This window comes from Arthrobacter sp. DualSoilB13 (genome assembly GCF_055389195.1).
Map to the genome: position 1 here is coordinate 37206 of NZ_AP035867.1, position 21302 is coordinate 58507.

Below are 21302 nucleotides of genomic sequence, written 5' to 3' on the forward strand. Positions count from 1 at the left end.
AACCGTCAGCGCTCTGCTGTCGTTTTTGCGTGGCTCCTGACCCGAGGCGGACGCCTGCCTGTCCTCGATGACGAACTATCTGGACAGGACCTAGCTGGCGGGGACACGAATATGGGCCAGTCTTGCTTGGCCCTTCGCTGAGGTCGAAGGGATGACGGCAGCCTCCGGAGACGTGCACTTCCGACTGCACTAGGCGGCTAGGCGGCCAGCTACAGGTCTTTAGACTTTCGTCGGTCGGTGCCGTTGTGCAATGCACGAATTCGGAGCGGGAACACCGGGGTAAGTTCCGGTGGCGTGAAGGTCAAGTTCTTCCGTCACACCAAATGGCACATTCTCGTTTAGTGCCACGATGAACTGCCGGTCTCCCAAGCGGGAGACCGATATCCCATTACGGCGTCTCTGTTTGAGGGCGACCCGCATCAGCTTGTCGACTGCGGCGGAAATCTGTTCGTCCATTTCGGAGCGGCTGTCCACGGTGATTTCCAGCTCCAGCACTTCCGTATCCAGCCGCTTCACCGCGATCTGCATGGGCACTGTGGTCATGTAATTTACTCCTCATTAGGACGACGAGGGCTATTAGGGATATGGGCAGTCCCAGGAACACGGACCTGCTCGTCTCGACGGCGTTTTGTGGCTTTAAGGCCTCGCAAGGCTCTTTTCAACTCGAGTTCGAGTCCTACATCAGAAACTGGCACTGGGTCGGGATCCAGCCCCATCCTCTGGAGGGGGAATGTTGCAAATTCCATTAGCGGGTCAAATCCGTGGCTTCGGACAGCCAGTCGCGGGCAATCTGTTCGGCCACCTCTCCCAGTAGGCGGGGGGCCTCCCTCATACAGACTTCCGGCAGTTGTTCGAAGTCGGTTAGGGCGTAGACACGGTCCAGCCCTGCCGCCAAGGTTTGCGCCTCTGCCAAAGTCGTGCGTCCGACGACGGCAACAACTGTCGTGCCGTGACGCTTTGCCAGCGCCGCGATTCCGATCGGCCCTTTGCCGCGCAGGCTCTGTTCGTCCAGCGAGCCCTCACCGACAATGACAAGGTCGGCTTCGCTCAGCGCAGGACCAAGGGTGGTCAGTTCAGTGAGTATTTCGACGCCGGAGCAGAGCCGTGCTCCGGCGATGGCAAGGGCTGCGAATGCTGTCCCCCCGGCGGCGCCGGTGCCTGGGACCTGGCTAAAATCGCTGCCAAGCGTGCGTGTGACGAGGCGTGCCCAGTGGCGGAGCGAGCGTTCCAGCTCCTCTACTGTTCGAGCGTCGGCACCCTTTTGCGGGCCGTAGACGGCGGCAGCGCCGTCGTTCCCCGTTAGGGGGTTGTCTACGTCGCAGGCCAGGATAAGGTCAACCGCCCGGATGCGGGGATCGAGGCCGCTGAGATCGATCTGCGCTGCAGAGTGTAGACTTTCGCCCCCTGGGGCTATGTCAATCCCTGCCCCGTCAGTGATGCGCACACCGAGTGCCTGGGCTAGGCCTGCGCCGCCGTCGGTGGAGGCGCTTCCCCCGACGCCTAAAATGATGCGCCGTACTCCTCGGTCGAGTGCGTCTTGTAGCATCTCCCCCACACCGCGGGTCGTTGATTTTCCCGCCGTCTGGACGTTGGGTTTGCCGGAGAGCAGGGCAAGTCCTGATGCTTCGGCGAGCTCCAGAACAGCTGTTCCTGCATTGTCCATGGCATAAGTCGCTTCCACAGGCTTGCCCAACGGACCCGTTACCTGGACTGTGACGGGCGAGAAGCCGTTCGCGAGGGCAAGCTTGACCGTTCCCTCTCCCCCGTCGGCCACGGGGTGGCGCAGGATTCTGCAGTGGGGTGAGATGGAATTGATTGCCCGAGCCAGTACCTCTGAAGCCTCTTCGGCAGTGAGGGAACCCTTGAATTTGTCGGGAGCCAGGATAACGGTCGGTCCCGCCACTGGTGCCTCGGTCACGGGGTTGCCTCCTGGTGTACACGCACAAGTTCCAGGTACCGTTCTGCATTGGCCCGGATCCCGGTCCGCTCGTCCTCCGTCAATTTGCGGCGAGCTTTGGCGGGGACGCCGGCTATGAGGGTTCCCGGTTCGAAGCTGGTCTCTTCAAGCACCACTGCGCCGGCCGCGACCAGGCATCCGGATCCGATCCTTGCGCCATTGAGCACTACTGCGCCCATGCCGATCAGCGATTCGTCGCCAATGTGACAGCCATGCAGAACGACCCGATGCCCAACGGAGACTCTCTCTCCCACTACGACCGGGGACCCCGGGTCAGCGTGGATCACACATCCATCCTGAATGTTGCTCTCAGCGCCAATGGTGATGGTGTCCCCGTCTGCCCTGAGGACTGATGTGTACCAGAGGCTCGCGCGGGCTTGGAGTGTGACAGAACCGATGATTGTTGTGTTGTCTGCGATCCAGGCCTCGGGGTGAATGGCGGGCTTCCGGCCGCCGAGACTGATCCGCTTCTGCTCCGGGACGGTCATCAGATGATCGCGACGGGATCAAGCATGGAGCCGGTCGCGCCTTTTACCTTGATGGGGAGGGCGACGAAGAGGAATTCGTACACGCGATCGCGGGCAAGGTCTTCCAGGTAGATCGACTCGAACAGGTAGATGGCGTTTTCAATCAGCAAGAGCGTGTGGACAGGTTGCGGGTTGGCCGGGGACCCGGGGTCGGGAGCAGGCTGAACCTCGAAGGTCTCGGTATCACTTCCAGCTGCAACGACGCCTTGCTCAAGCAGCCACCGGGCCGCGCTGATGTCGGGTCCGGCGGTCACGTGCCGGGCCATGCGTTCGGGGTCGGGCCATTCGCTCATATAGCCGGTGCGGATCATCACGACATCACCAGCGGTGATGGTGACGCCCTGATGCTGGGCAACGGCTTTGAGCTCCTCGGCGTTGACGGGTTCATTGGCGGGCAACGCGTTGATGCCGCGGTATCCGGGGACGTCGAGAAGGACGCCGCGGCGGATGAACGGCGGGATCTTGCTCCCGTCTCCCACTGTTGGGCCCCTGTCGCCGAGGCATGTTCCTGCTGCTGCCCCGCCGTACCAATGGTCATCGTCCCCGATGGTCATGTGCGCGAGTGCATCGACGTGTGCCCCGCTGTGCGAGGTACCGCTCATCACTTCTGCCATGTAGCCCAGATTGACTTCATTGACCTCGCCCCAAGGCTTCACGCCGTCGCCGCGCAGCCCGGCCGGGGTCCGGTACATCGATACATCGAAGGGAGGGTGGGCGCCGAAAACGGGCATCCCGGTGAAGCGTGGCACGGAAAGGGTGTACATCCGACCTTGCTGCGGTAGCTGCAGCGCAGCCAACAACTCGTTGGCGGATTGGTGGGCTGCCGGTCCCTCTTCGAGGAACTGGTCTGTCTGCGTGCTCATGGTGGTCCTTTCAAAAGGTCAGGTTTGCCAGAGTCGGGAATAGTGAGGGCCCGCCCCAAATGCGACCTGGAGGCGTCAGGGTGCCTCGGGCAGTAGCTTGAAGCGAGCGGTGCGGTCCTCGGCTACTTCGACGTCGAGGCCAGCCAGCCACTGTGGTTCCCCTGGCTCTTCGCCAAGAAATTCCTGGGCCACCGCACGGAGTACCGGTGAGTGCGTGACAGCAACGGTGAAGACCGTGTTGTCGTCGCGGTCAGCGAGGCTTGCCGCGAATGCGTTGATTCTGCGGGCGACGGCCGCGGCATCGTCTCCAGGGGGGGTCTGGTGACGGACCCACCATCCGACGCGGTCAGGGGCCTGAAGCCACTCTCGGTAGAAGTCGATCCGGGCGATGTCCGCTTCGCTCAGTCCAGGTACCTGGGCGGCAAAGGCTGCTTCGCTGCTGACCATGTCAACACGCGAACCGGCAAGGTATAGGTCGGGGTTCCGCAAGGCAAAGGCGACTCCGTCTTCCTGTACCTGCGCACCTGCTTCGCGGGCACCTCTTGCCACTGCCGCAGCTGTGTCCCGGGTGCGACGCGTGGCACCACTGATGACGCGGATAAGGCCGCCATTCGCCTGCGAAGCAAGTCGTCGCCCTACGCTGACGGCCGTTTCCAGACCCTCGGCGGTAACGGGCACGTCGCCTCGGTGCGATGCGACTTCACCGTGGCGAAGCAGGAACAGTTGATGACTCATAGTGTCCTCCGGACGTGGTACTTCTGGCTGTTGTATCGGCCCCGCAGCAGGGGCATTGCGTAACGGTGCGCACCCCTGCTGCGAGGCAGTTGATGTGGGCTATGCGTTGGTTATCTCGGCGACGGGGCTTACCGTGGCGTCGGTCTTTGCGGACCATTGCTTGAGGAACAGTCCGAACACGGCGTCTGCAAACGCGTCATCGTTAATGTTGTTGTCCATTTCGATGAGTTCGATGTCTGGGTTTAGTCCGCTGCGCAGCGTGTCAAACAGCGGGGTGGTGTCGACACCGTGCCACTGGCTGCCTTCTACGAAGTAGTTGTCCAGACCGAGCAGAGGGAAGGCGACAGCTTTGGGGCCCTTGGCGCGGTTCACGTGGTCGGCGATGTACTCACCGAGGCGCCGCATCTCTTCCGGTGTCGCCAGAAGGGAGGTGACGTTCGGGTTGTGGATGATGATGTTTCGCTCTGGGGTGGCGAATTCCTTCGGGATAGTGTCAACTGCGCCGAAGTTGAAGCATTCTGCGGCACCGGGAACGACTACCTGGGGGATATCTTTGCGGATGGCAGCCTCCATGCGCTCCATGCCCGGGTCGAAGATGCCTTTGTTCCAGTGGTTGATAATCTCGGGCAGGGTGAAGTCGATCAGGCCATCGATGACGCCCACATCGATTAGGTGTTCCATGCCCGCGCCTTCACCGACGGCGTGGAACGTGACGACTTCGAAGCCTTGTTCCTCAAGATTCTTGCGGATACGCATGACACCGGGAGTCGTGACCCCGAACATGGAGATCGCGATCAGCGGTTTGGAGAACTCGGCATGGGACTTTGTCACCTCGTACCCGCGGGCCATGCCAGCAGCGGCATTGGCGGCGTTGGTCAGTACGAGCTTCGAGATCCGGTTCAGGCCGGCGATGTCAGTGACAGCGTTCATCATCAGCATGTCGGAGTGGCCGACATACGGGCGGGTATTGTTGGACGCCATGGTGCTCACGATGAGTTTCGGAACACCCATGCCAAGGCCCCTGAAGGCCTTGCTCAGCAAATCCGTTCCTCCGGTACCCCCCAAGCCCAGGACGGCGTCGATCTTGCCCTCATTACACAATTCTTCCAGGACCGTCTTCAGTCCCAGGCTCATGTTGGTGATGGCCGAATTGCGACCGCCCGAGCCTCCCTCGACCCCTCCGGAGAACGAAGCGAGATCGATGCCGGCACGTTCTGCAACTACGGAGGACGGGACATCCGGCTCGAAATATGGCTCCCCGAGGACGCCGCAGTCCACAACCAAAACGTCGACTCCGGCGGCAAGGAGTGTATTGCGAACGAATTCGTACTCGGTTCCCTTGGTGTCCAGGGTTCCGGCCAAGCAAACAACGGGCTTACGAGACATGATGTCTCCTTTCTTGGTTTTCCCAATCAGGCTTATCCGCATCGGTGGGGATAGCCGTTCGCCGCCTTGGCGGCATTTTTCGTTCAGTCGGGCTGACCGAGATCCGCTGCCTGCAGCCCCGACCAGACAGTTTCGGGGGTTAGCGGCAGGTCGCGGAACACGACGCCGGTCGCGGCCGCCACCGCCGAACCCAGTGCCCCGGCCGTGCACAACAGCGCGCCTTCGCTGATTCCCTTGGACCCGTACGGTCCCGGACCGTCGTGGTTCTCGATGGCAGCGCTGATGAGCTCTACCGGCACATCTTTGAAGGTTGGAATTCGGTAGTCCAACGCGCCGAGGTTTCGGATCCGGCCATGGTCGTCTATCAGCAGCTGTTCCATCTGACTATGACCGAGCCCCATAATTGCGGCGCCCTCATCCTGCGAGACGACCTGCAGCGGGTTGAGCTCGGTGCCCACATCGCTGACAGTGACGTGTTTCGTGAGAAGCAGCTCACCTGTTTCGCGATCAACCTCGACCTCGATTGCGGTGGCGTTGAACTCATAGAAGGCTGCGTCCCCGCCCAGCGGGTGATGCCCCTTGCCTCGAAGCCGCCTGGTTCCCTGGCCGATGAACTCCCCGCGTAAACTTCCCAGTGCCGCACGCGCAGCCTCGGGAAGGCTCACCTCACCGTCGGGTGTAACCAGGAGGCCAGGCTTTTCAGAAAGCTGCTCCTCTGGTATCCCGTGTGTCTCTGCGTAGAGATCGAGTACGCGGCGGCGGACATCCTGGCACGCCAGTACGGCCGCCGAACCCATGAAGACGGTGGAACGGCTAGCGGAAGTCTGGAGATCGAACGGTACGGTGCTGGTATCCCCGCTGACGACGCTGACCTTGTCTAGTTCCACGCCGAGTTCATCGGACACGATCTGCTGCCACAGCGTGCGCGCTCCCTGCCCCATGTCAGACGTGCCAGCGTAGACGATGGCGCTTCCATCAAAAAGCAGCCGGACCAGGCTCTGCGAGAGTCCGGAGGTGGCGCCGGGCTTGATGCCGACCGCGATGCCGCGGCCGCGGTTTGGGGCCAGCGGCTGATCCCATCCGATGAGCTCGGCTGCTTTTTCCAGGCTCTGGATCCACTCACCGTCAGCCTTGGCTTCACATTCTCCGCGAACGAAGGCTTCCCCGTTTCCAACGAGGTTGCGGCGCCGTATTTCAAGCCCGTCGAGGCCAAGTGCACGGGCACCCGCGTCCAATTGAGATTCGGTCGCCCACGTCACCTGAGGACTGCCGTATCCCCGAAAGGCGGTGCTGGGCGTGGTGTTTGTCAGGACTGCACGGGCGGCAACCCGGACGGCAGGCATCCGGTAAGGTCCTGCCGCAACGTAACTTCCTTTCTGCATCACCCGGGGGGCGACGTCCGCATAGGCACCGATCAGGAAATCGGCCTTGACTTCGTGGAAGGTCAAGTGCCCTTGTTCGGTGAAGCCCGTGCGCGCGCTGATCCTGCATCCGGCACGCCGCATGCTCTGGAAGGTTTCCTCCAGCGACAGAATCAGACGGCAGGTTCTGCCGGTGCGAAGAGCCAGGGTAGCAACCAAAGGCTCCAGTTTGGGATTCTGTTTGCCGCCGAAGGCCCCTCCGGGATCCGGCGCGCAGACCCGCACCTTATTGAGCGGCAGACCGAGCAATTTCGCCAGGGTCTGCTGCAGCAGGTAAGGGTGCTGTACAGGAGAATAAACCTCGATGCCACCGTTATCGGTCGGGATCGCCACGGTGCCGCCCGGCTCAATGGGAAAATGGGTGACCATGGGGAAGGTGTAGGTGTTTTCAACAACCGTGGCGGTTCGTTCCTCTTCCGCGATGATGTCGCCCCACGTGTAGAGCGCGTCCTTGATGACGTTGGAGTCCACCAACGGATCGCCAGGTCGAAGTGCCGGGTCCTGAACGAGATGCGCTCCTGGCGCCAAGGCGGAATCAAGCGTGTAGACCCCAGGGAGCTCGTTGAAGTCAACATGAACTGCGCGGGCGCCAGCGTATGCCGCTTCAGCGGTCTCGGCCAATACGGCAGCTACAGGCTCTCCATGGAAATTCACTCTTCCATCGGCCAAAATAGGCCGGTCCTGGTGAGATACGCCAAAACGCGGCATGGGCGACGGAAGATCAACTCCGGCCACCACGTCCACCACACCGGGGATCCGTAGCGCCGCGGCCTTGTCGATTCCCGTGATGTCGGCGCAGCCGACGGGAATGGTGACCAAAGCTACCTGCAGAGAGTTCGTGAACTCCAGGTCGGCAACGAAACGCTGGGCTCCGGTGGTGCGGTCCTCCCCGCCGTACCTCAGCACGGGCTGGCCCACGTTACGGCCGGATCCGTCGCCATCACCGTGAGAGTGGGACGGGGCTGTGTGCTGCAATGCTTCAGTCATGGCTGCAGGTCCTCCGGGCAGCGGTAGCCTGTACGGCGCAGACTATCCGCTCGTAGCCGGCGCACCGGCACAGATTGCCAGACATTGATTCGCGGATTTGCTCCACGGAAGGCTCAGGGTTGGTCCGGAGCAGGTATTCGGCCGACACGACCTGCCCGGGGATGCAGAAACCGCACTGAACTGCGCCCGCGTTGAGGAATTCCTCCTGCAAATCGCTCAGGCCGTTTTGGGATAGGCCCTCGATGGTGGTGATTTCGCGGCCATCGGCTTCCGAGCAGAGAACAAGGCAGGAGTTCACTGCCCGGCCGTCCAGGAGGATGGTGCAGGCACCACACTCGCCTTCCGCGCAGCATTTCTTGCTGCCCGTCAATCCGAGCTCATCGCGCAGCCCGTCCAGCAGGGTGCGTTCTGTGGCCACGAACATGGATCGTTCGGTTCCGTTGACGGTGCACGTCACGTTCTGATGATCAGTGCTCGCCTCTTGTTGGTTCCCGGTGTTGCTTGTCACGAGGCCATCTCCTTGTTGGTTCTGCGGTTCGCCGCTGTCAGGACCGCGCGTTTGGTCAGGGCGCGGAGGGTCGCGACGCGGTATTCCCGACTGCTGCGGACGTCGCTGATGGGTGTGGCGAGCTCCAGCAACTCGTCAAGGACCTTGACAAGGGCCGGGCCGTCTTCAAGGGCAATCGGATCCGTCTGGCCGGTGAGCAGTGGGCGGGGACCGACGGCGCCCATGCCCAGGAGGAGTCTTCCTTCGGCGTCCACCTGGGCCGCGATGCTGACCGTCGCAATGTCAACCCCCCGGCGGCGGGTAAGCCGGCGGGAGGCCGATCCGGAACCTTCCGCGGGCCGTGGGAGTCGGATTTGCGTGACGATCTGTCCCGGGCTGCATTGCGTCCGCCGGGGGCCAAGGAAGAACTCGGACATCGGGACTGTTCGCTCACCGTCAACGGAGGAAATTGTCACGGATGCACCCAGGACCAAGAGCGGCGGAGCGGTGTCTGCTGCCGGTGAACCGTTGCAGACATTGCCGATCAGACTTGCCCGGTTGCGGATCGCTACGGAACCCACGCTCCCGGCTGCCTCCACCAGTCCCGGGTACCATTCCTGGACCACGGGATGGGTGACGAGTTCAGTCATGGTTAAGGTGGGACCGATGCTCACCCCGGCGTCGGTAACGGTGATCGGTTCGGGGAGGTCCTTGGCGTTTTTGAGATCAACGATGAGATCCGGCTGCAGGGTGTGGTGCCGCAGCCCGACTATCAGGTCAGTTCCGCCGACGAGGATACGTCCACCCTGACCTGCCGAGGCAAGGGCAGCAAGGGCGTCCGCCAGACTGGCGGGCCGATAGTACTTGGACATCGTCGTCCTTTCTTTTCCGGTGCGTCCGGGTCAGGGTTCGATGATGATCTTCAGCGCGCCGCTGGAACGGTCGTTGAAGGTGTTCAGTGCCGTCTCATATTCGGCCAGGGGGAATCGGTGGGTGATTAGGTCCTTGACTCGCATCCGGCCGTTGGCAATGAACGGGATGACGCGGCGCATCTCGCCGGCGGAGGCGCGCGAGCCGACAAGTTCGAGTTCGTTGAGCACGATGGGCTGAATAGTCAGGGCAACAGCTTCGGTTGGAATGCCGACCATGGCGCAGCGGCCGCCCTTGCGGAGCATTTCCATCGCCCAGGTCAGTGTTTCCGGCACGCCGGCGCATTCGAGGACGACGTCCGCGCCAAGGTCGTCGGTCAAACGCCGGACGTCCGCGACGGGGTCGCCGTCGTTTGTGTCAACGGTTTCGAAGCCCATGGCGGCCGCCTTTTCGAGGCGGTGACCACGTCCGACGATGATGACCCGGGCCGCGCCGCAGATGAGCGCCGCATCGCCGGCCAAGAGACCAATTGCCCCCGCGCCGGTCACGGCGACCGTATCACCGGGCTTGATGTTGCCCCGTCGGGCCACGTGCAGTGCGATGCTGGCCGGGTCGACCAGTGCACCCTCTTCGAATGAAACGCTGTCCGGCAGCCGGAAGATGCACTTGACGTTGTGGACCGCGTAGGTGGCATCCACGCCCTGGACGTTGTGGCCGTATTGCTCGTGTAGTCCGGCCTTCCCGTAGTTCTCACATACGTTGTACTGGCCCTCGACGCACTTCTGGCAAGCTCCACAGGCGTTGTGGCTGGTACCGGCAACACGGTCACCAATGCTCCAGCCATACGCCTCAGCACCGGGGCCAAGAGCCACGATCTCACCTGCCCATTCATGGCCAGGGGTGAAGGGGAAGGCCAAGGGCCAGAATCCCGGGTAGTCGCCCCGGATCAAGTGTGCGTCGGTGCCACAAATGGCAGTCGCCCTCACCCTGGCCAGGACCTCGTTGACACCCGGCTGGGGCACGGCCTTGGTTTCGATGCCCAGAACGTTCGGCGATTGCACGACAAGGGCTTCCATCGTTTCTGTCATTAGATCTCTTCCTTGAGTCTGTTCAGTGCCTGCCGTCCGGTTCCAATGAACTTTGGCGGCCACTGTGATCGGGATTACTTCGAAGCTTAGGCCTCAAATATCGGCCTGTCAAACGATTATCGATTATCTATGATCTTGCGGTGTTGCCGTACGGAGGCGGCAAAAGGGCTAGCCCACTACCTTGGGCTGGTAATGGTCGTGGATCAGCTTGCTGACGTTAAGCTGGTGCTCGCGGGCAGCCTTGGACGCACTTTCGGCATCACCGTCGCGCAAAGCATCGAGGATGCCGACATGCTCGTGAAGCAGGTCGCGCACATCCACGTTGGGCAGGTTCAGGGTAATGAAGGTGCGTCCGAACGGGGCGAGGTGATCGAAGGCCGACACCAGTGACTGGTTTCCGGATGTCAGAGCGATGACTCTGTGGAACTGGACGTCAGCTTCCGTGACGGCTAGGAAATCGCCGGAGCCGAGGCTGGCCAGCATCGAATCGACCAGATCCTGAAGGCTTGCCAGAGTGGATTCGCCCATCAAACCGGCGGTCAGCCGGGCGGCCAGGGCGTCGATTTCCGCGCGAACGATACTGACATCCGCCAGTTCTTTGGCACTCGGCATGCGAACGCGCGCCCCTCGTCGGGGGTGAATCGTAATAACGCCTGCTGCGGCCAGATCGCGCAGCGCCTCCCGGATGGGCGACTGGCTCATCCCCAGCTCCTTGGCCAGCTGCAACTCGACGATTCTTCCGCCGGGCTCGTACTGTCCGCTCATGATCCTGTCCAGCAGGAGCCGCTTGACCGTGGTAGATAGGAGCTCGTTGCTGTGCTCAGAAATCCCTGGGCTGGCAGTCATCTTAAGGCACCTCTCATAGGTCTCGAGCGGCCCAAGGCTGACATCGAGGATTATCGTTTACGTTACAAGTCTCTCAGATCGAGGCGACGGCGCGCCTCTTCGGGAGTGGCCGGCTCCCTGTGAAGCAGGCGGGCAATGGAAGTGATCCTGTCGACCTGCGCAGCATTGGTCTCGGCCAGCTTCCCGGGACCATCCCACAGCGAGTCCTCGATGCCCACGCGGGCGTTTCCGCCGAGGGAGAGGGCGATGGCGCCGATACGCATCTGAGCAGAGCCGGCACCCAGCACCGACCACTCAAAGTCGTTTCCGAAGAGGCGCTCGGCAGTGCGGTGCATGTGGGCAATGTCCTCGAGATGGTTTCCTGTCCCCCCGAGGAGGCCGAAGACGGTCTGGATGAACAGCGGCCCCCGCACGAGACCGCGGTCAAGCATGTGCGCAAGGTTGTAGAGATGCGATGTGTCATAACATTCGAATTCGAACCGGGTGCCCTGGTCTCCGCACGTCTTGAGGATCCGCTCGATGTCGGCAAAGGTGTTCTTGAAGACGATGTCCTTGTTGCTGAGGTACTCGCGCTCCCAGTCGTGTTTCACTGAGGGGTAGCGGTCAAGCATGGGAAACAGGCCAAAGTTCATGGACCCCATGTTCAGCGACGCCAGTTCCGGAGCCAGTTGGACGGCCGGGGTGATGCGCTCCTCTACCGTCATTGCCGGGCTTCCTCCGGTCGTGAGATTGATGATCACATCTGACTCGTCCTTGATGATTCCGAGCACTTCCTTGAACAGCGCCGGGTCCTGGACCGGGCGCCCGTCTTTCGGATCGCGAACATGCAGATGAACGATGGCGGCTCCGGCGCGTGCGGCGCCAAGCGCCGCCTCGGCGATCTCCTCCGGCGTGATAGGCAGCCATGGGGACATGGTCGGGGTGTGAATCGCGCCGGTTGGTGCGCAGGTGATGATTGCAGAATGGGCAGCTCTGGCCATGGTGATGTTCCTCCGTTAGACTAACGATAATCGATTATAGCGTTGCGTCCGGCCCGAAGACCAGAGGCTGATCTGGATCTGGGCCAAATTAAGAATGGCTACATGCGAGGAATGACAGGCAATGCGCGAGATACTTGACGACCTTCTTGCTTGGTGGCGAGCCGGCCACACCATTGGGATGGGCACCGTCGTGGCCACTTTCCAATCCGCACCGAGGCTACCGGGTGCCTCCCTTATAGTGGGGCCGGGCGGCGAAGCCGTCGGCTCAGTCTCGGGCGGATGCGTCGAGGGTGCTGTTTACGAGCTCGCACAGTCCGTGGTGGACAACGGTGCCCCCGTTCTGCAACGGTATGGTGTCAGCAGCGAAACGGCCTTCTCCGCCGGACTGACGTGCGGCGGCATTCTCGATGTTTTTGTGGAGTCCATCAACCGTGAAACCTTCCCGGACCTGGAGTCAGTTGCCCAGGATGTGAAAGACGGGCGCCCGGTGGCGGTCGCCACCGTCGTAGAGCATCCCGACTCAGAGCAACTGGGTGCCCGGCTGGTGGTACGGCCCGGCGGAGAATCAACGGGCACCCTTGGGAGTGCCGTCCTCGACGACACGGTGGGCGATGATGCGTTGGGCCTGTTGGGACTGGGCCACAACGGCACGTTCACTTACGGCCCTCACGGCGAGCGGCTTGGCGATGGTGTCAAGGTCTTCGTTTGGGCCTTCGCCCCCGCGCCGCGCATGCTCGTGTTTGGAGCCATCGACTTCGCCGCAGCGGTTGCCAACATCGGTTCCTTCCTCGGCTATCACGTCACCGTCTGCGACGCCCGCCCGGTGTTCGCAACCCGTGCCCGGTTCCCGTCCGCCGACCAGGTCATCGTCGACTGGCCCCATCGGTATCTGCGCAGTGAGGCCGAAGCAGGCCGCATCGACGGCCGCTCTGTTCTCTGCGTACTGACCCACGACCCGAAATTCGATGGGCCGCTGCTGGAGACGGCACTCACTCTTCCTGTGGGATACATCGGTGCCATGGGATCCCGACGCACCCACGAAGACCGCCTAAGCCGGCTCCGCGAGGCTGGAGTCAGCGAAGAACAGCTGGGCCGGCTGTCGTCGCCGATTGGGCTCGATCTTGGTGCCCGAACCCCTGAGGAAACAGCCGTCAGCATCGCAGCCGAAATCATCGCTCACCGCTGGGGCGGGACCGGGGCCCCCTTGGGCAACACCAGCGGGCGCATCCATCACGACATGTGGGCAAAAGCACCGGGGGCGCTTATGCCGGTCCTCAACCACATCGAGGCCTCCACATGAAAGTCGCCCCCGTGACGGGACCATCAGCGCCAGAAACCCCGACGTGCACAACCGCTGTGCCGGGTAAAACAGCATCACCCACCCCCCTTGGCATGCCAAGCATCCGCCGTGGCCCGGAACCCAACGCGGTGCCGCCGCTCCCCCGCCGCGACGCACCCGACGGGCTGTGGGACCAGTACGGGAGGCGCGCCACTGATATGAGGCTGTCCCTTACCGACAGGTGCAGCCTGCGCTGCACTTACTGCATGCCCGCCAAAGGCCTCGAATGGATGGCCAAGCAGGCAGTCATGACCGCCGAGGAGATCATCCGGACCGTCCGCCTCGGTGTTAGGGAGCTTGGCATCCGTGAGCTGAGACTGACCGGCGGAGAGCCCTTGGTTCGTGCCGATCTCCTTAACGTCATATCCGGGATCCGTGCCAATCATCCGCACCTGCCGATCGCGATGACCACCAATGGTGTCGGACTCCAAACGAAAGCGGCCCCGCTGAAGGCAGCCGGACTGAGCAGGATTAACGTCTCCCTCGATTCTCTGCACGAGGAGACCTTCAAGCGGCTGACGCGCAGGCCGTTCCTCACACAGGTCCTGGCCGGAGTGGATGCTGCCCGTGACGCTGGGCTTGGACCCGTCAAGCTCAACGCCGTCCTCATGCGCGGTATCAACGATGCCGAGGCGCCAGAGCTGCTGCGGTGGTCACTGCACCAGGGGCATGAGCTGCGTTTCATCGAACAAATGCCCTTGGACGCAGACCACGGCTGGAGTCGACGGGACATGATCACGGCCGCGGAAATCCGCGAGCTTTTGTCTACCGAGTATGTCCTGACACCCGACCCCGGACACCGGGATGGGGCCCCGGCAGAGCGGTTTCAGGTGTGGCGCCGCGCCTCCGGCCGATGCGGCATTACAGGCCCGGCGCTGGGAACGGTCGGAATTATCGCCTCAGTGACAGAACCCTTCTGCGGCGATTGCCGCCGCACTCGAATCACGGCAGATGGAAAGATCATGAGTTGCCTCTTCTCCCGCCATGAGGTCGACTTTGTCTCGCTCATGCGGCAAGGAGCCACGGATCGCGAGCTCGCGGAAAGATGGCAGGACGCCATGTGGGCCAAGCCCCGGGCCCACGGCATGGAACACACCGGCCTTGGCGCCGAGGATTTTGTTCAACCGGATCGCAGCATGAGCGCCATAGGAGGCTAACCAGTGCTCGTACGTTATTTTGCTGCCGCATGCGCAGCTGCAGGGGTCGAGGAGGAAAACTACCCGCTGCCCGAGGGCACCAGCCTGGAAACACTGCTGGCAGCTGTACTGGCGGTTCACCGCCCGGAACCTCCGGCAGGAACGGCGCCCCTGTTCCGCATACTGCAGCGGTGCAGCTTCCTGAGAAATCAGGTCGCCCTTCGCGACCCCACTGCAGGCCTCGGGACAAGTGACGTCATCGATGTCCTGCCACCTTTCGCCGGCGGATAGAACCCCTGCAGCGGCAGACTGGCCGCAGCAATTGAACAGGGAATGAATCAGAAGGAGCGGCCAATGAGCAGGGCAGAAACGCAAATCCAGGTCATAAGGACCTCACTGTCCACCGAACCGATCACCGTGGAAGAGGCAATCGCCGCTGTCGGGTCGGAAAGGGACGGTGCCGTTGTCAGCTTCTGCGGCGTCGTACGTAACCACGATAGAGGCAAGGGTGTTGAGCAGCTGAGATACTCTGCCCATCCGATCGCGGAGCAGGTGCTCAAAGACGTAGTTGCAGCTCTCGTCCAAGAGAAAACCGGTGCGGACAGTCAACCCGTGCGTGTCTGGGCCGCACACAGGGTTGGGAGGCTGGGCATCGGCGATTCAGCGCTCGTGTGTGCCGTGGCCGCGCCCCACCGGCAGCAGGCGTTCGAGGTCTGCTGTGAATTGGTGGATCGGATCAAGGCGCAGGTCCCCATTTGGAAAGAGCAGTTGTTCAGCGATGGGACCACGGAATGGGTCTCATCAGTAAGCTAACGCCCGTACCGTCCACTCGTTCTTGCGTCCGCGCCGGTTCCCGTATACATCCTCCCCAGCGTGGGATTTCAATCCAGGTCAGGAATACCACAGCCCGGAGGGCGAACAGGCTCAAGGGTTTGTCTCGGCTCGCGCCCCTTCCCAAGGGCGAAACGCGAACAGCTGTAGGCCTCACCGAAGGCAATATAGGTCCGAAGTCTTGTGAGTGGAGTCACATGCGTGTACAGTCACACTCGATTATCAATTAACGATAATCGGTGAAAGACACCCCCTCACTCTCCCATTCCTCTCAGGCAGTGCCGCCCAGGGTAGAAAATCAGGACCAGCGCCGGCCAAGTTCAAAGGACTGAACATGCTGGTGCTGCAAAGAGGGGCATCTGCCTTCCACTCCCTCAACTGATCAACGACGCTCTCTTGAAAGCAAGGAATCACTATGAAGGCTCTTGTAATTATCGGTATCACCGCAGGCGTTCTCGCCGGCTTCTGGGCCGAGTTCAGCACTCCCCTCGGACTCATTACCTGGGTGGGGTTTTTGTCCTGGGCGTGCTTCTTTGCCGCCGGAGGGAAGCGGGCGGGGCTTCTCAAAACCATCCCTGCCAACCTGACCGGTGTCCTGTGGGGTGCAGCAATGGTGTGGGGTGCATCAAACTTGCCGATCCCGGGTGCCCTGGGGGTCTCCGTCGCCGTTGCCGCTTTCGCCATGTGCATTCAGGCGCGCTGGAGTGTCCTGAGCTTTATCCCGGGAGCATTCGCCGGCACCGCGGCATACTTTGGAAACAACCTTGACCTGCTCAGCACGTCGCTTTCCCTTGTCATCGGCGCCTGCCTTGGTTGGATCTCCGAGTATGCTGCCGGTCTCATCATGAATGCCGGCAACAAAAGCCGTACCGCGTCGGCTCCCGACGCGGCTGCTGCAGCACGCTAACGACTGAAGCGCCGCCGGGGCCACTGACACCCGGCGGCGCTTCGTCGTCAGCCTCAGTGAGAACTGGACACGGATAGCCCCTGTCCGGCAGGATCGGCCTCTTCGCCTCAAGCCCGAAAAGCTGCGCAGGGGCTTAGTGCTTGATTTTCTCGGATAGGGCGTGGGCGTGGCGCAGCAGCAGGCGTCCTAGTACCGGGCGTCGTTCGTCGGAAAAGCGCGACTCTATGCCCGTGATGCTCAGCGCCCAAGCGGGTTGACCGGCTCCGTCGAACACCGCTGCTCCCATACCCCAACTGCCTTGGACAAGGAGCCCGGGATTGGTCGAATATCCTGCCACACGGGTTTCCTGGACCCGTTGACCGATGAGGTCCGAAGCGTGTTCCGGGCCAAAGCGTTCCCCCAGTCGTGCGCGTTCAAGGTAGCGCTCAGCGGCGTCCCGCGGCAGGAACGAGAGGATAACCAGGCCCGCGGAGGCGACACCGAGGGGGAAGCGCTTGCCCTCAAAGAGAACGAACGAACGGATCGGGAAGCTGCCGTCCTGGCGTAGCACGCACACAGTTTCGTCGCCCCGCCGGGCAGAAAGGAAGGCGCTCTCCCCCGTCTCTTCAGCAAGTGCCCTGACGTGGTCGCGGGCCAGTTCAGTGATGTCGTAGCGCTCGGCGGCGATCGACCCCATGAGATAGAGCTCGGGCCCCAGGTGCCAGCGTCCCGCCTTGGAATCATGGTCGAGGAATCCCTCCGCAGCCAAGGATGACAGCAACCGATGCGCCGTAGGGCGTGCCAACCCGGTGACGCGGGCGACCTCCGTTGTTCCGATTCCGCGGGGCATGGCCCCGCTGACAGCCCGAAGAACCAGACCAATGCGGCCGACGACTTGCGCGCCGGGAAAGGTTTCACTCATGTCTACATTATGGACGCTTTGTCCGAGAGTGACCATAAGGCGACCAATATCCAGTCGGTAACCCAATTTCATTGACCCGAATTAGAAACAAAAGCTACGGTTCATGACAGACATCACACAGATCATATAGTGGACGGATAGGAAAAGAGATGGCGACAAAACTTTGGGGCAGCGCCGCGGAGGTGCTGGCCGGAACAATTCAGGATGGAATGGTCATCGCCGTTGGGGGATTCGGCCTCAGCGGTATCCCCCGGGACCTCATCGAGGCGGTGCGCGACAGCGGTGCGCGTAACCTGACCGTCGTGTCCAACAACATGGGCGTCGACGGCAAGGGGCTGGGCCTGCTGCTGGAAAACCAGCAGGTGAGCAAGGTTCTGGCCTCCTACGTAGGGGAAAACAAGCTCTTTGCAGAGCAGTACCTGGCAGGCACGCTCGATGTTGAATTCGTTCCGCAGGGAACCCTCGCAGAGCGACTGCGTGCTGGCGGAGCAGGCATCCCCGCCTTCTACACCCCTACCGGCGTCGGCACGCCAATCGCCGACGGAAAGCCTGAAGCGGAATTCGATGGCCAGCGCTGCATCCTGGAACGCGGCATCGTGGCAGACGTGGCCCTAGTGCGTGCTCACCAGGCTGACCGCGAAGGCAACTTGCGTTACAGGATGACCGCACGCAACTTCAACCCCCTAGTGGCAGCGGCCGGCCGAATGACCATCGCCGAAGCCGAAGAAGTGGTAGAGGGCTACCTGGACCCCGAGGACATCATCACACCAGGGGTCTTCGTGCAGCGAGTGGTGCGCGTCGTCAATCCGATTAAAGACATCGAACAGCGGACCGTACGGGTCCGCGCGGAGGTATGAAATCATGTGGACCCGTGATGAAATGGCAGCCATAGCCGCCAGTGAACTCGAAGACGGCCAGTACGTGAATCTGGGCATCGGAATCCCCACGTTGGTGGCCAACCACCTGCCCGAGGGCGTCCGTGTAACTCTCCAAAGCGAGAACGGTCTGCTGGGCATGGGCCCGTTCCCCTACGAAGACGACGAGGACGCAGACCTCATCAACGCTGGCAAACAGACCGTCACCGTTCTCCCGGGCGGTAGTTTCTTTGACTCCGCTGTCTCATTCGGCATGATCCGTGGCGGACACGTACAAACCGCTATCCTCGGTGCCCTGCAGGTATCCGGGGCAGGAGACCTGGCTAACTGGACCATCCCAGGAAAGCTCGTTAAGGGAATGGGTGGTGCCATGGACCTTGTGGCCGGCACCCCGCGGGTGATCGTCGTCACCGACCATGTAGCAAAAGACGGTACCCCGAAGATCGTGTCCAAGTGCGACCTTCCGCTGACCGGCGTTGGCGTTGTCGACCGCATCATCAGCGACCGTGCAGTCTTCGATGTAGTTTCCGGCGCTCTTGTCCTGCGTCAGATCGCGCCAGGGCATACTGTCGAAGAACTCCGCACGCAGACCGGAGCGGCCTTCACGCTTGCCCCCGAGCTGGTTTCCCGTGGTTCCGAAGAGTTGCGGCAGGCGGACGCCGCTAACAACGCCTCCCAAGCCGTGAGGGCAGACGTATGAGTGCGCTGATCGCCGGCTACGCACGGACACCTTTCGCCCGGTTCAACGGACAATTCGCTTCCATCCCTGCCACAGCCCTAGGCTCTCACGCGATCGAGGCAGCGCTCAGCCGTGCCGGCGTAAATCCTCAAGAGGTCCAACGGGTGATCGCCGGACACGTCCTGCAGGGCGGAGCGGGCCAAAACCCCGCCCGACAGTCTGCCGTAGCGGCAGGAATCCCTTTGAGCGTCCCCGCCATCACGCTGAATGCAGTGTGCCTATCGGGCATCGAGGCCGTCGCTTCCGCCGCACGGCTGATCGACAGTGGTGAAGCGGACATTGTCGTAGCGCTCGGCCAGGAGTCCATGTCCTTGGCTCCTCACGTGTTCAACGCGAGGGCCGGACAAAAGTACGGGGCATTGCAGGCCGTTGACACACTGGAAATCGATGGCCTAACTGATGCCTTCGAACGCCGATCTATGGGTATCTCCACCGAGGACGGCAATACGGACTATGGATTGGACAGGGTAAGCCAAGATGCATGGGCAGCGGCCTCGCATCAGCGTGCCGAGGCACATGCCCCCTTCCATGCACAAGAAATCGCACCTTATAAGATCAGCTCACGCCGTGGAGATAGCGTAGTTGCCGGTGACGACGGAGTGCGGAACGGGACGACCTCTGAATCACTCGCAGCCCTGCGCCCGGCCTTCAGTAAAGAAGGGACGATCACGGCCGGAAACTCCTCGCAAATCACGGACGGCGCCGCCGCATTGATTCTAGTGAGCGAGGGAGCTGCCGCGAGGCTGGGCCTGTCCCCCATCGCTGCAGTGGTATCGCATGCCTTCGTGGCTGGGCCGGACGTGCGCCTTCACGACCAACCCGCCAATGCCATCCTGGCCGCTCTAAAAAAGGTTAATGCCGGAGTAGAAGACCTGGCGGCCGTGGAGATCAACGAGGCGTTCGCCGCCGTGGCCGTCCAATCGGTCCGCACACTCGGAATCAGCCCCGATATCGTCAACACCCGTGGCGGCGCGATCGCCCTCGGACACCCCATCGGAGCATCAGGGGCACGCATAGTCGGAACACTCGCGCGCCAACTTGCCGAGCTCGGACCGGGACAGCTGGGCGCGGCTGGTATCTGCGGCGGGGGCGGGCAGGGTTCCGCGGTCGTTCTTAAGGCGCTCTAGGACGAATCTGATGACGACAAGCGCCAAGCTTATGCCTGAGCAACTGAACAGGCCCACCCAGTATGGCTACCAGCGATCGATCGTGGCGAACTGGTGCGAGCTCATACCTGGTGACACTGTGTTGCTTCTCAGCCCCTCGGCCGGGGAGCGGCACAGGGGAACGGTAGACGCCATCTCGGTGGACGGCACCATCATGTGGCTGCTACTGGAAAACGCTGGCGGTCGGAAATTGTTCTATCACCTGGACGGATACCGAACGCTCGTGGATCCTGTCCCCGCCATACCTGGGAACCAATAGATCAGCAGCATATGACTCCCGGCGCTGGTGCGGACACGCAACTCACGCAACCCGAAAGTCGGGGCCAGCGCCGGGCCCGGCCTGAACCCGTGGCGCGCAGCAGGAGATACCAGCATCCCGACGTGGTTATCGAGGCCTGCACCAGCCGGAGCAAAGGACTCCTGAAGCGGGGGCTACTCTTGTCAGTCACCAAGTACACCTGCCAGCACCGGTCACGTCCTGCATTACTACTTCTGCGGTGGGTGAGCGTCGATAATCTCGAAAGGAGCCGATGGCGATAAGAACATTGTCGGCGCCGCGCATTGCGCTCACCGGCTCCGGCTCACGGCGCGGGGACGAGTTGAAAGCTGATATGGCAGACACTGAAAAGTTGCCGGGTGTGATTGCGGTAATGAAGGCAGTCAGCCAGTACCAGGTAGTTACTGGTGACAACGTCCCACCGTCTATGCCGAACTCGGCAAAATCACCGAACTTGGCGTAAGCGCGGCGGAGGAGGAGCCGGCCCAGTACGGCTGCCTCTTCAACCGTTTGATCGACCTGATTTCCTCAGCTTTCTGGCCCTTCATCCATCCATTGGCAGCCGCCGGGCTGCTGAAGGCGTTTCTTACAATGGCCACCAGTTCGGCTGGCTTGATCCTGCATCGCCGACAAACCTGATCCTGGTGGCCACCGCGGATGCCATTTTGTTCTTTCTGCTGGCTTTCTGGCGGCACCGCTGCCAAAAGGTTCAGACGCAGCGGGTTCACTGCGGTGGCAGTGGCCAGCGCGTTGGTCTACCCCATGCCTTCACCTTCGCTCGCCCGGCTGGCCGGGCCTTGGGCATTCTGGCAAGTCTTCGTCCACTTTGGCCTGCGCTGGGCCTTCTACGGTGCATGCTAAATGACATCATCACCCAGGGTTCTCGCTGCTGATGGGCCTGCTGCCGGCAGCCGTCTTCGAGAGGCAGCCGCCAATCTCGTCTTGATGTTCCGCGCCCGCAACAAGGCCCGGCGCGCCGTTGCG

The 21302-nt window shown here is 62.0% G+C and carries 23 protein-coding genes; 9 read left to right on the forward strand and 14 right to left on the reverse strand.

Annotation, left to right across the window (positions count from 1 at the left end; genetic code table 11):
* Nucleotides 1–219: 219 nt before the first annotated feature.
* From ACZ5J0_RS20905 to kce, 12 genes are all read right to left on the reverse strand, one after another.
* Nucleotides 220–543, reverse strand: a complete 324-nt coding sequence (locus tag ACZ5J0_RS20905; RefSeq protein ID WP_464094812.1) for a hypothetical protein — start codon at nt 541–543, stop codon at nt 220–222.
* 202 nt (nt 544–745) lie between these two features.
* Nucleotides 746–1918: a glycerate kinase gene (locus ACZ5J0_RS20910; protein WP_464094811.1), complete on the reverse strand. Its 1173-nt coding sequence runs from the start codon at nt 1916–1918 to the stop codon at nt 746–748.
* On the reverse strand, nt 1915–2445 hold the full coding sequence (locus tag ACZ5J0_RS20915) for a gamma carbonic anhydrase family protein (RefSeq protein ID WP_464094810.1): 531 nt from the start codon (nt 2443–2445) through the stop codon (nt 1915–1917). Before ACZ5J0_RS20915 ends, ACZ5J0_RS20910 begins: the two co-directional genes overlap by 4 nt.
* Complete coding sequence (locus tag ACZ5J0_RS20920) at nt 2445–3347, reverse strand: cyclase family protein (RefSeq protein WP_464094809.1); 903 nt, start codon at nt 3345–3347, stop codon at nt 2445–2447. Before ACZ5J0_RS20920 ends, ACZ5J0_RS20915 begins: the two co-directional genes overlap by 1 nt.
* 75 nt (nt 3348–3422) lie before the next feature.
* Entirely contained in the window at nt 3423–4082 is a 660-nt protein-coding gene (locus tag ACZ5J0_RS20925; RefSeq protein WP_464094808.1) for a histidine phosphatase family protein, read from the reverse strand.
* Between the two features lie 99 nt (nt 4083–4181).
* Entirely contained in the window at nt 4182–5468 is a 1287-nt protein-coding gene (locus tag ACZ5J0_RS20930) for a Tm-1-like ATP-binding domain-containing protein (protein ID WP_464094807.1), read from the reverse strand.
* Nucleotides 5469–5551: 83 nt separating this feature from the next.
* On the reverse strand, nt 5552–7876 hold the full coding sequence (locus ACZ5J0_RS20935) for a xanthine dehydrogenase family protein molybdopterin-binding subunit (protein WP_464094806.1): 2325 nt from the start codon (nt 7874–7876) through the stop codon (nt 5552–5554).
* On the reverse strand, nt 7869–8384 hold the full coding sequence (locus tag ACZ5J0_RS20940; protein ID WP_464094805.1) for a (2Fe-2S)-binding protein: 516 nt from the start codon (nt 8382–8384) through the stop codon (nt 7869–7871). The genes ACZ5J0_RS20935 and ACZ5J0_RS20940 overlap by 8 nt, the downstream gene beginning before the upstream one ends.
* A complete protein-coding gene (locus ACZ5J0_RS20945; RefSeq protein ID WP_464094804.1) occupies nt 8381–9235 on the reverse strand; it encodes an FAD binding domain-containing protein in 855 nt (284 codons plus the stop codon). Before ACZ5J0_RS20945 ends, ACZ5J0_RS20940 begins: the two co-directional genes overlap by 4 nt.
* 30 nt (nt 9236–9265) lie before the next feature.
* A complete protein-coding gene (locus ACZ5J0_RS20950; RefSeq protein ID WP_464094803.1) occupies nt 9266–10321 on the reverse strand; it encodes a zinc-dependent alcohol dehydrogenase in 1056 nt (351 codons plus the stop codon).
* Between the two features lie 168 nt (nt 10322–10489).
* Entirely contained in the window at nt 10490–11167 is a 678-nt protein-coding gene (locus ACZ5J0_RS20955) for a GntR family transcriptional regulator (RefSeq protein ID WP_464094802.1), read from the reverse strand.
* A 62-nt stretch (nt 11168–11229) separates the two neighbouring features.
* On the reverse strand, nt 11230–12147 hold the full coding sequence (gene kce, locus ACZ5J0_RS20960) for a 3,5-dioxohexanoate:acetyl-CoA acetone transferase (RefSeq protein WP_464094801.1): 918 nt from the start codon (nt 12145–12147) through the stop codon (nt 11230–11232).
* A 121-nt stretch (nt 12148–12268) separates the two neighbouring features.
* Between kce and ACZ5J0_RS20965 the strand changes: the two genes are divergently transcribed.
* From ACZ5J0_RS20965 to ACZ5J0_RS20985, 5 genes are all read left to right on the forward strand, one after another.
* On the forward strand, nt 12269–13447 hold the full coding sequence (locus ACZ5J0_RS20965) for an XdhC family protein (RefSeq protein ID WP_464094800.1): 1179 nt from the start codon (nt 12269–12271) through the stop codon (nt 13445–13447).
* Nucleotides 13448–13539: 92 nt separating this feature from the next.
* Entirely contained in the window at nt 13540–14643 is a 1104-nt protein-coding gene (gene moaA, locus ACZ5J0_RS20970; protein WP_464094799.1) for a GTP 3',8-cyclase MoaA, read from the forward strand.
* 3 nt (nt 14644–14646) lie between these two features.
* Complete coding sequence (locus ACZ5J0_RS20975; protein ID WP_464094798.1) at nt 14647–14913, forward strand: MoaD/ThiS family protein; 267 nt, start codon at nt 14647–14649, stop codon at nt 14911–14913.
* Between the two features lie 63 nt (nt 14914–14976).
* Complete coding sequence (locus ACZ5J0_RS20980; protein WP_464094797.1) at nt 14977–15435, forward strand: molybdenum cofactor biosynthesis protein MoaE; 459 nt, start codon at nt 14977–14979, stop codon at nt 15433–15435.
* A 433-nt stretch (nt 15436–15868) separates the two neighbouring features.
* Complete coding sequence (locus tag ACZ5J0_RS20985) at nt 15869–16360, forward strand: DUF1097 domain-containing protein (protein WP_464094796.1); 492 nt, start codon at nt 15869–15871, stop codon at nt 16358–16360.
* 133 nt (nt 16361–16493) lie between these two features.
* On the opposite strand, the gene ACZ5J0_RS20990 is transcribed toward ACZ5J0_RS20985, so the two are convergent.
* Nucleotides 16494–17261: an IclR family transcriptional regulator gene (locus ACZ5J0_RS20990; protein ID WP_464094795.1), complete on the reverse strand. Its 768-nt coding sequence runs from the start codon at nt 17259–17261 to the stop codon at nt 16494–16496.
* A gap of 149 nt (nt 17262–17410) precedes the next feature.
* Between ACZ5J0_RS20990 and ACZ5J0_RS20995 the strand changes: the two genes are divergently transcribed.
* The 4 genes from ACZ5J0_RS20995 to ACZ5J0_RS21010 are packed head-to-tail and all read left to right on the forward strand — an operon-like array spanning nt 17411 to nt 20300.
* Entirely contained in the window at nt 17411–18118 is a 708-nt protein-coding gene (locus tag ACZ5J0_RS20995) for a CoA transferase subunit A (RefSeq protein WP_464094794.1), read from the forward strand.
* A 4-nt stretch (nt 18119–18122) separates the two neighbouring features.
* A complete protein-coding gene (locus ACZ5J0_RS21000; RefSeq protein ID WP_464094793.1) occupies nt 18123–18836 on the forward strand; it encodes a CoA transferase subunit B in 714 nt (237 codons plus the stop codon).
* Nucleotides 18833–20002 (forward strand): acetyl-CoA C-acyltransferase, encoded by a 1170-nt coding sequence (locus tag ACZ5J0_RS21005; RefSeq protein WP_464094792.1) that lies wholly within the window; start codon nt 18833–18835, stop codon nt 20000–20002. Before ACZ5J0_RS21000 ends, ACZ5J0_RS21005 begins: the two co-directional genes overlap by 4 nt.
* A 10-nt stretch (nt 20003–20012) precedes the next feature.
* The gene (locus ACZ5J0_RS21010; protein ID WP_464094791.1) at nt 20013–20300 is read left to right on the forward strand and encodes a hypothetical protein; all 288 of its coding nucleotides are present in this window, start codon (nt 20013–20015) and stop codon (nt 20298–20300) included.
* A gap of 443 nt (nt 20301–20743) precedes the next feature.
* Here ACZ5J0_RS21010 and ACZ5J0_RS21015 read toward each other — a convergent pair whose 3' ends face one another.
* Complete coding sequence (locus tag ACZ5J0_RS21015) at nt 20744–21046, reverse strand: hypothetical protein (protein ID WP_464097233.1); 303 nt, start codon at nt 21044–21046, stop codon at nt 20744–20746.
* Between the last annotated feature and the right edge of the window lie 256 nt (nt 21047–21302).

Coding starts and splice junctions, on each gene's coding strand:
- moaA (WP_464094799.1), top strand. CDS start 13,540: ATGCCAAGCATCCGCCGTGGCCCGGAACCCAACGCGGTGCCGCCGCTC.
- ACZ5J0_RS20920 (WP_464094809.1), bottom strand. CDS start 3,347: ATGAGCACGCAGACAGACCAGTTCCTCGAAGAGGGACCGGCAGCCCAC.
- ACZ5J0_RS20995 (WP_464094794.1), top strand. CDS start 17,411: ATGGCGACAAAACTTTGGGGCAGCGCCGCGGAGGTGCTGGCCGGAACA.
- ACZ5J0_RS21010 (WP_464094791.1), top strand. CDS start 20,013: ATGACGACAAGCGCCAAGCTTATGCCTGAGCAACTGAACAGGCCCACC.
- ACZ5J0_RS20935 (WP_464094806.1), bottom strand. CDS start 7,876: ATGACTGAAGCATTGCAGCACACAGCCCCGTCCCACTCTCACGGTGAT.
- ACZ5J0_RS20945 (WP_464094804.1), bottom strand. CDS start 9,235: ATGTCCAAGTACTATCGGCCCGCCAGTCTGGCGGACGCCCTTGCTGCC.
- ACZ5J0_RS20925 (WP_464094808.1), bottom strand. CDS start 4,082: ATGAGTCATCAACTGTTCCTGCTTCGCCACGGTGAAGTCGCATCGCAC.
- ACZ5J0_RS20955 (WP_464094802.1), bottom strand. CDS start 11,167: ATGACTGCCAGCCCAGGGATTTCTGAGCACAGCAACGAGCTCCTATCT.
- ACZ5J0_RS20915 (WP_464094810.1), bottom strand. CDS start 2,445: ATGACCGTCCCGGAGCAGAAGCGGATCAGTCTCGGCGGCCGGAAGCCC.
- ACZ5J0_RS20905 (WP_464094812.1), bottom strand. CDS start 543: ATGACCACAGTGCCCATGCAGATCGCGGTGAAGCGGCTGGATACGGAA.
- ACZ5J0_RS21005 (WP_464094792.1), top strand. CDS start 18,833: ATGAGTGCGCTGATCGCCGGCTACGCACGGACACCTTTCGCCCGGTTC.
- ACZ5J0_RS21000 (WP_464094793.1), top strand. CDS start 18,123: ATGTGGACCCGTGATGAAATGGCAGCCATAGCCGCCAGTGAACTCGAA.
- ACZ5J0_RS20990 (WP_464094795.1), bottom strand. CDS start 17,261: ATGAGTGAAACCTTTCCCGGCGCGCAAGTCGTCGGCCGCATTGGTCTG.
- ACZ5J0_RS20985 (WP_464094796.1), top strand. CDS start 15,869: ATGAAGGCTCTTGTAATTATCGGTATCACCGCAGGCGTTCTCGCCGGC.
- kce (WP_464094801.1), bottom strand. CDS start 12,147: ATGGCCAGAGCTGCCCATTCTGCAATCATCACCTGCGCACCAACCGGC.
- ACZ5J0_RS20950 (WP_464094803.1), bottom strand. CDS start 10,321: ATGACAGAAACGATGGAAGCCCTTGTCGTGCAATCGCCGAACGTTCTG.
- ACZ5J0_RS20930 (WP_464094807.1), bottom strand. CDS start 5,468: ATGTCTCGTAAGCCCGTTGTTTGCTTGGCCGGAACCCTGGACACCAAG.
- ACZ5J0_RS20980 (WP_464094797.1), top strand. CDS start 14,977: ATGAGCAGGGCAGAAACGCAAATCCAGGTCATAAGGACCTCACTGTCC.
- ACZ5J0_RS20965 (WP_464094800.1), top strand. CDS start 12,269: ATGCGCGAGATACTTGACGACCTTCTTGCTTGGTGGCGAGCCGGCCAC.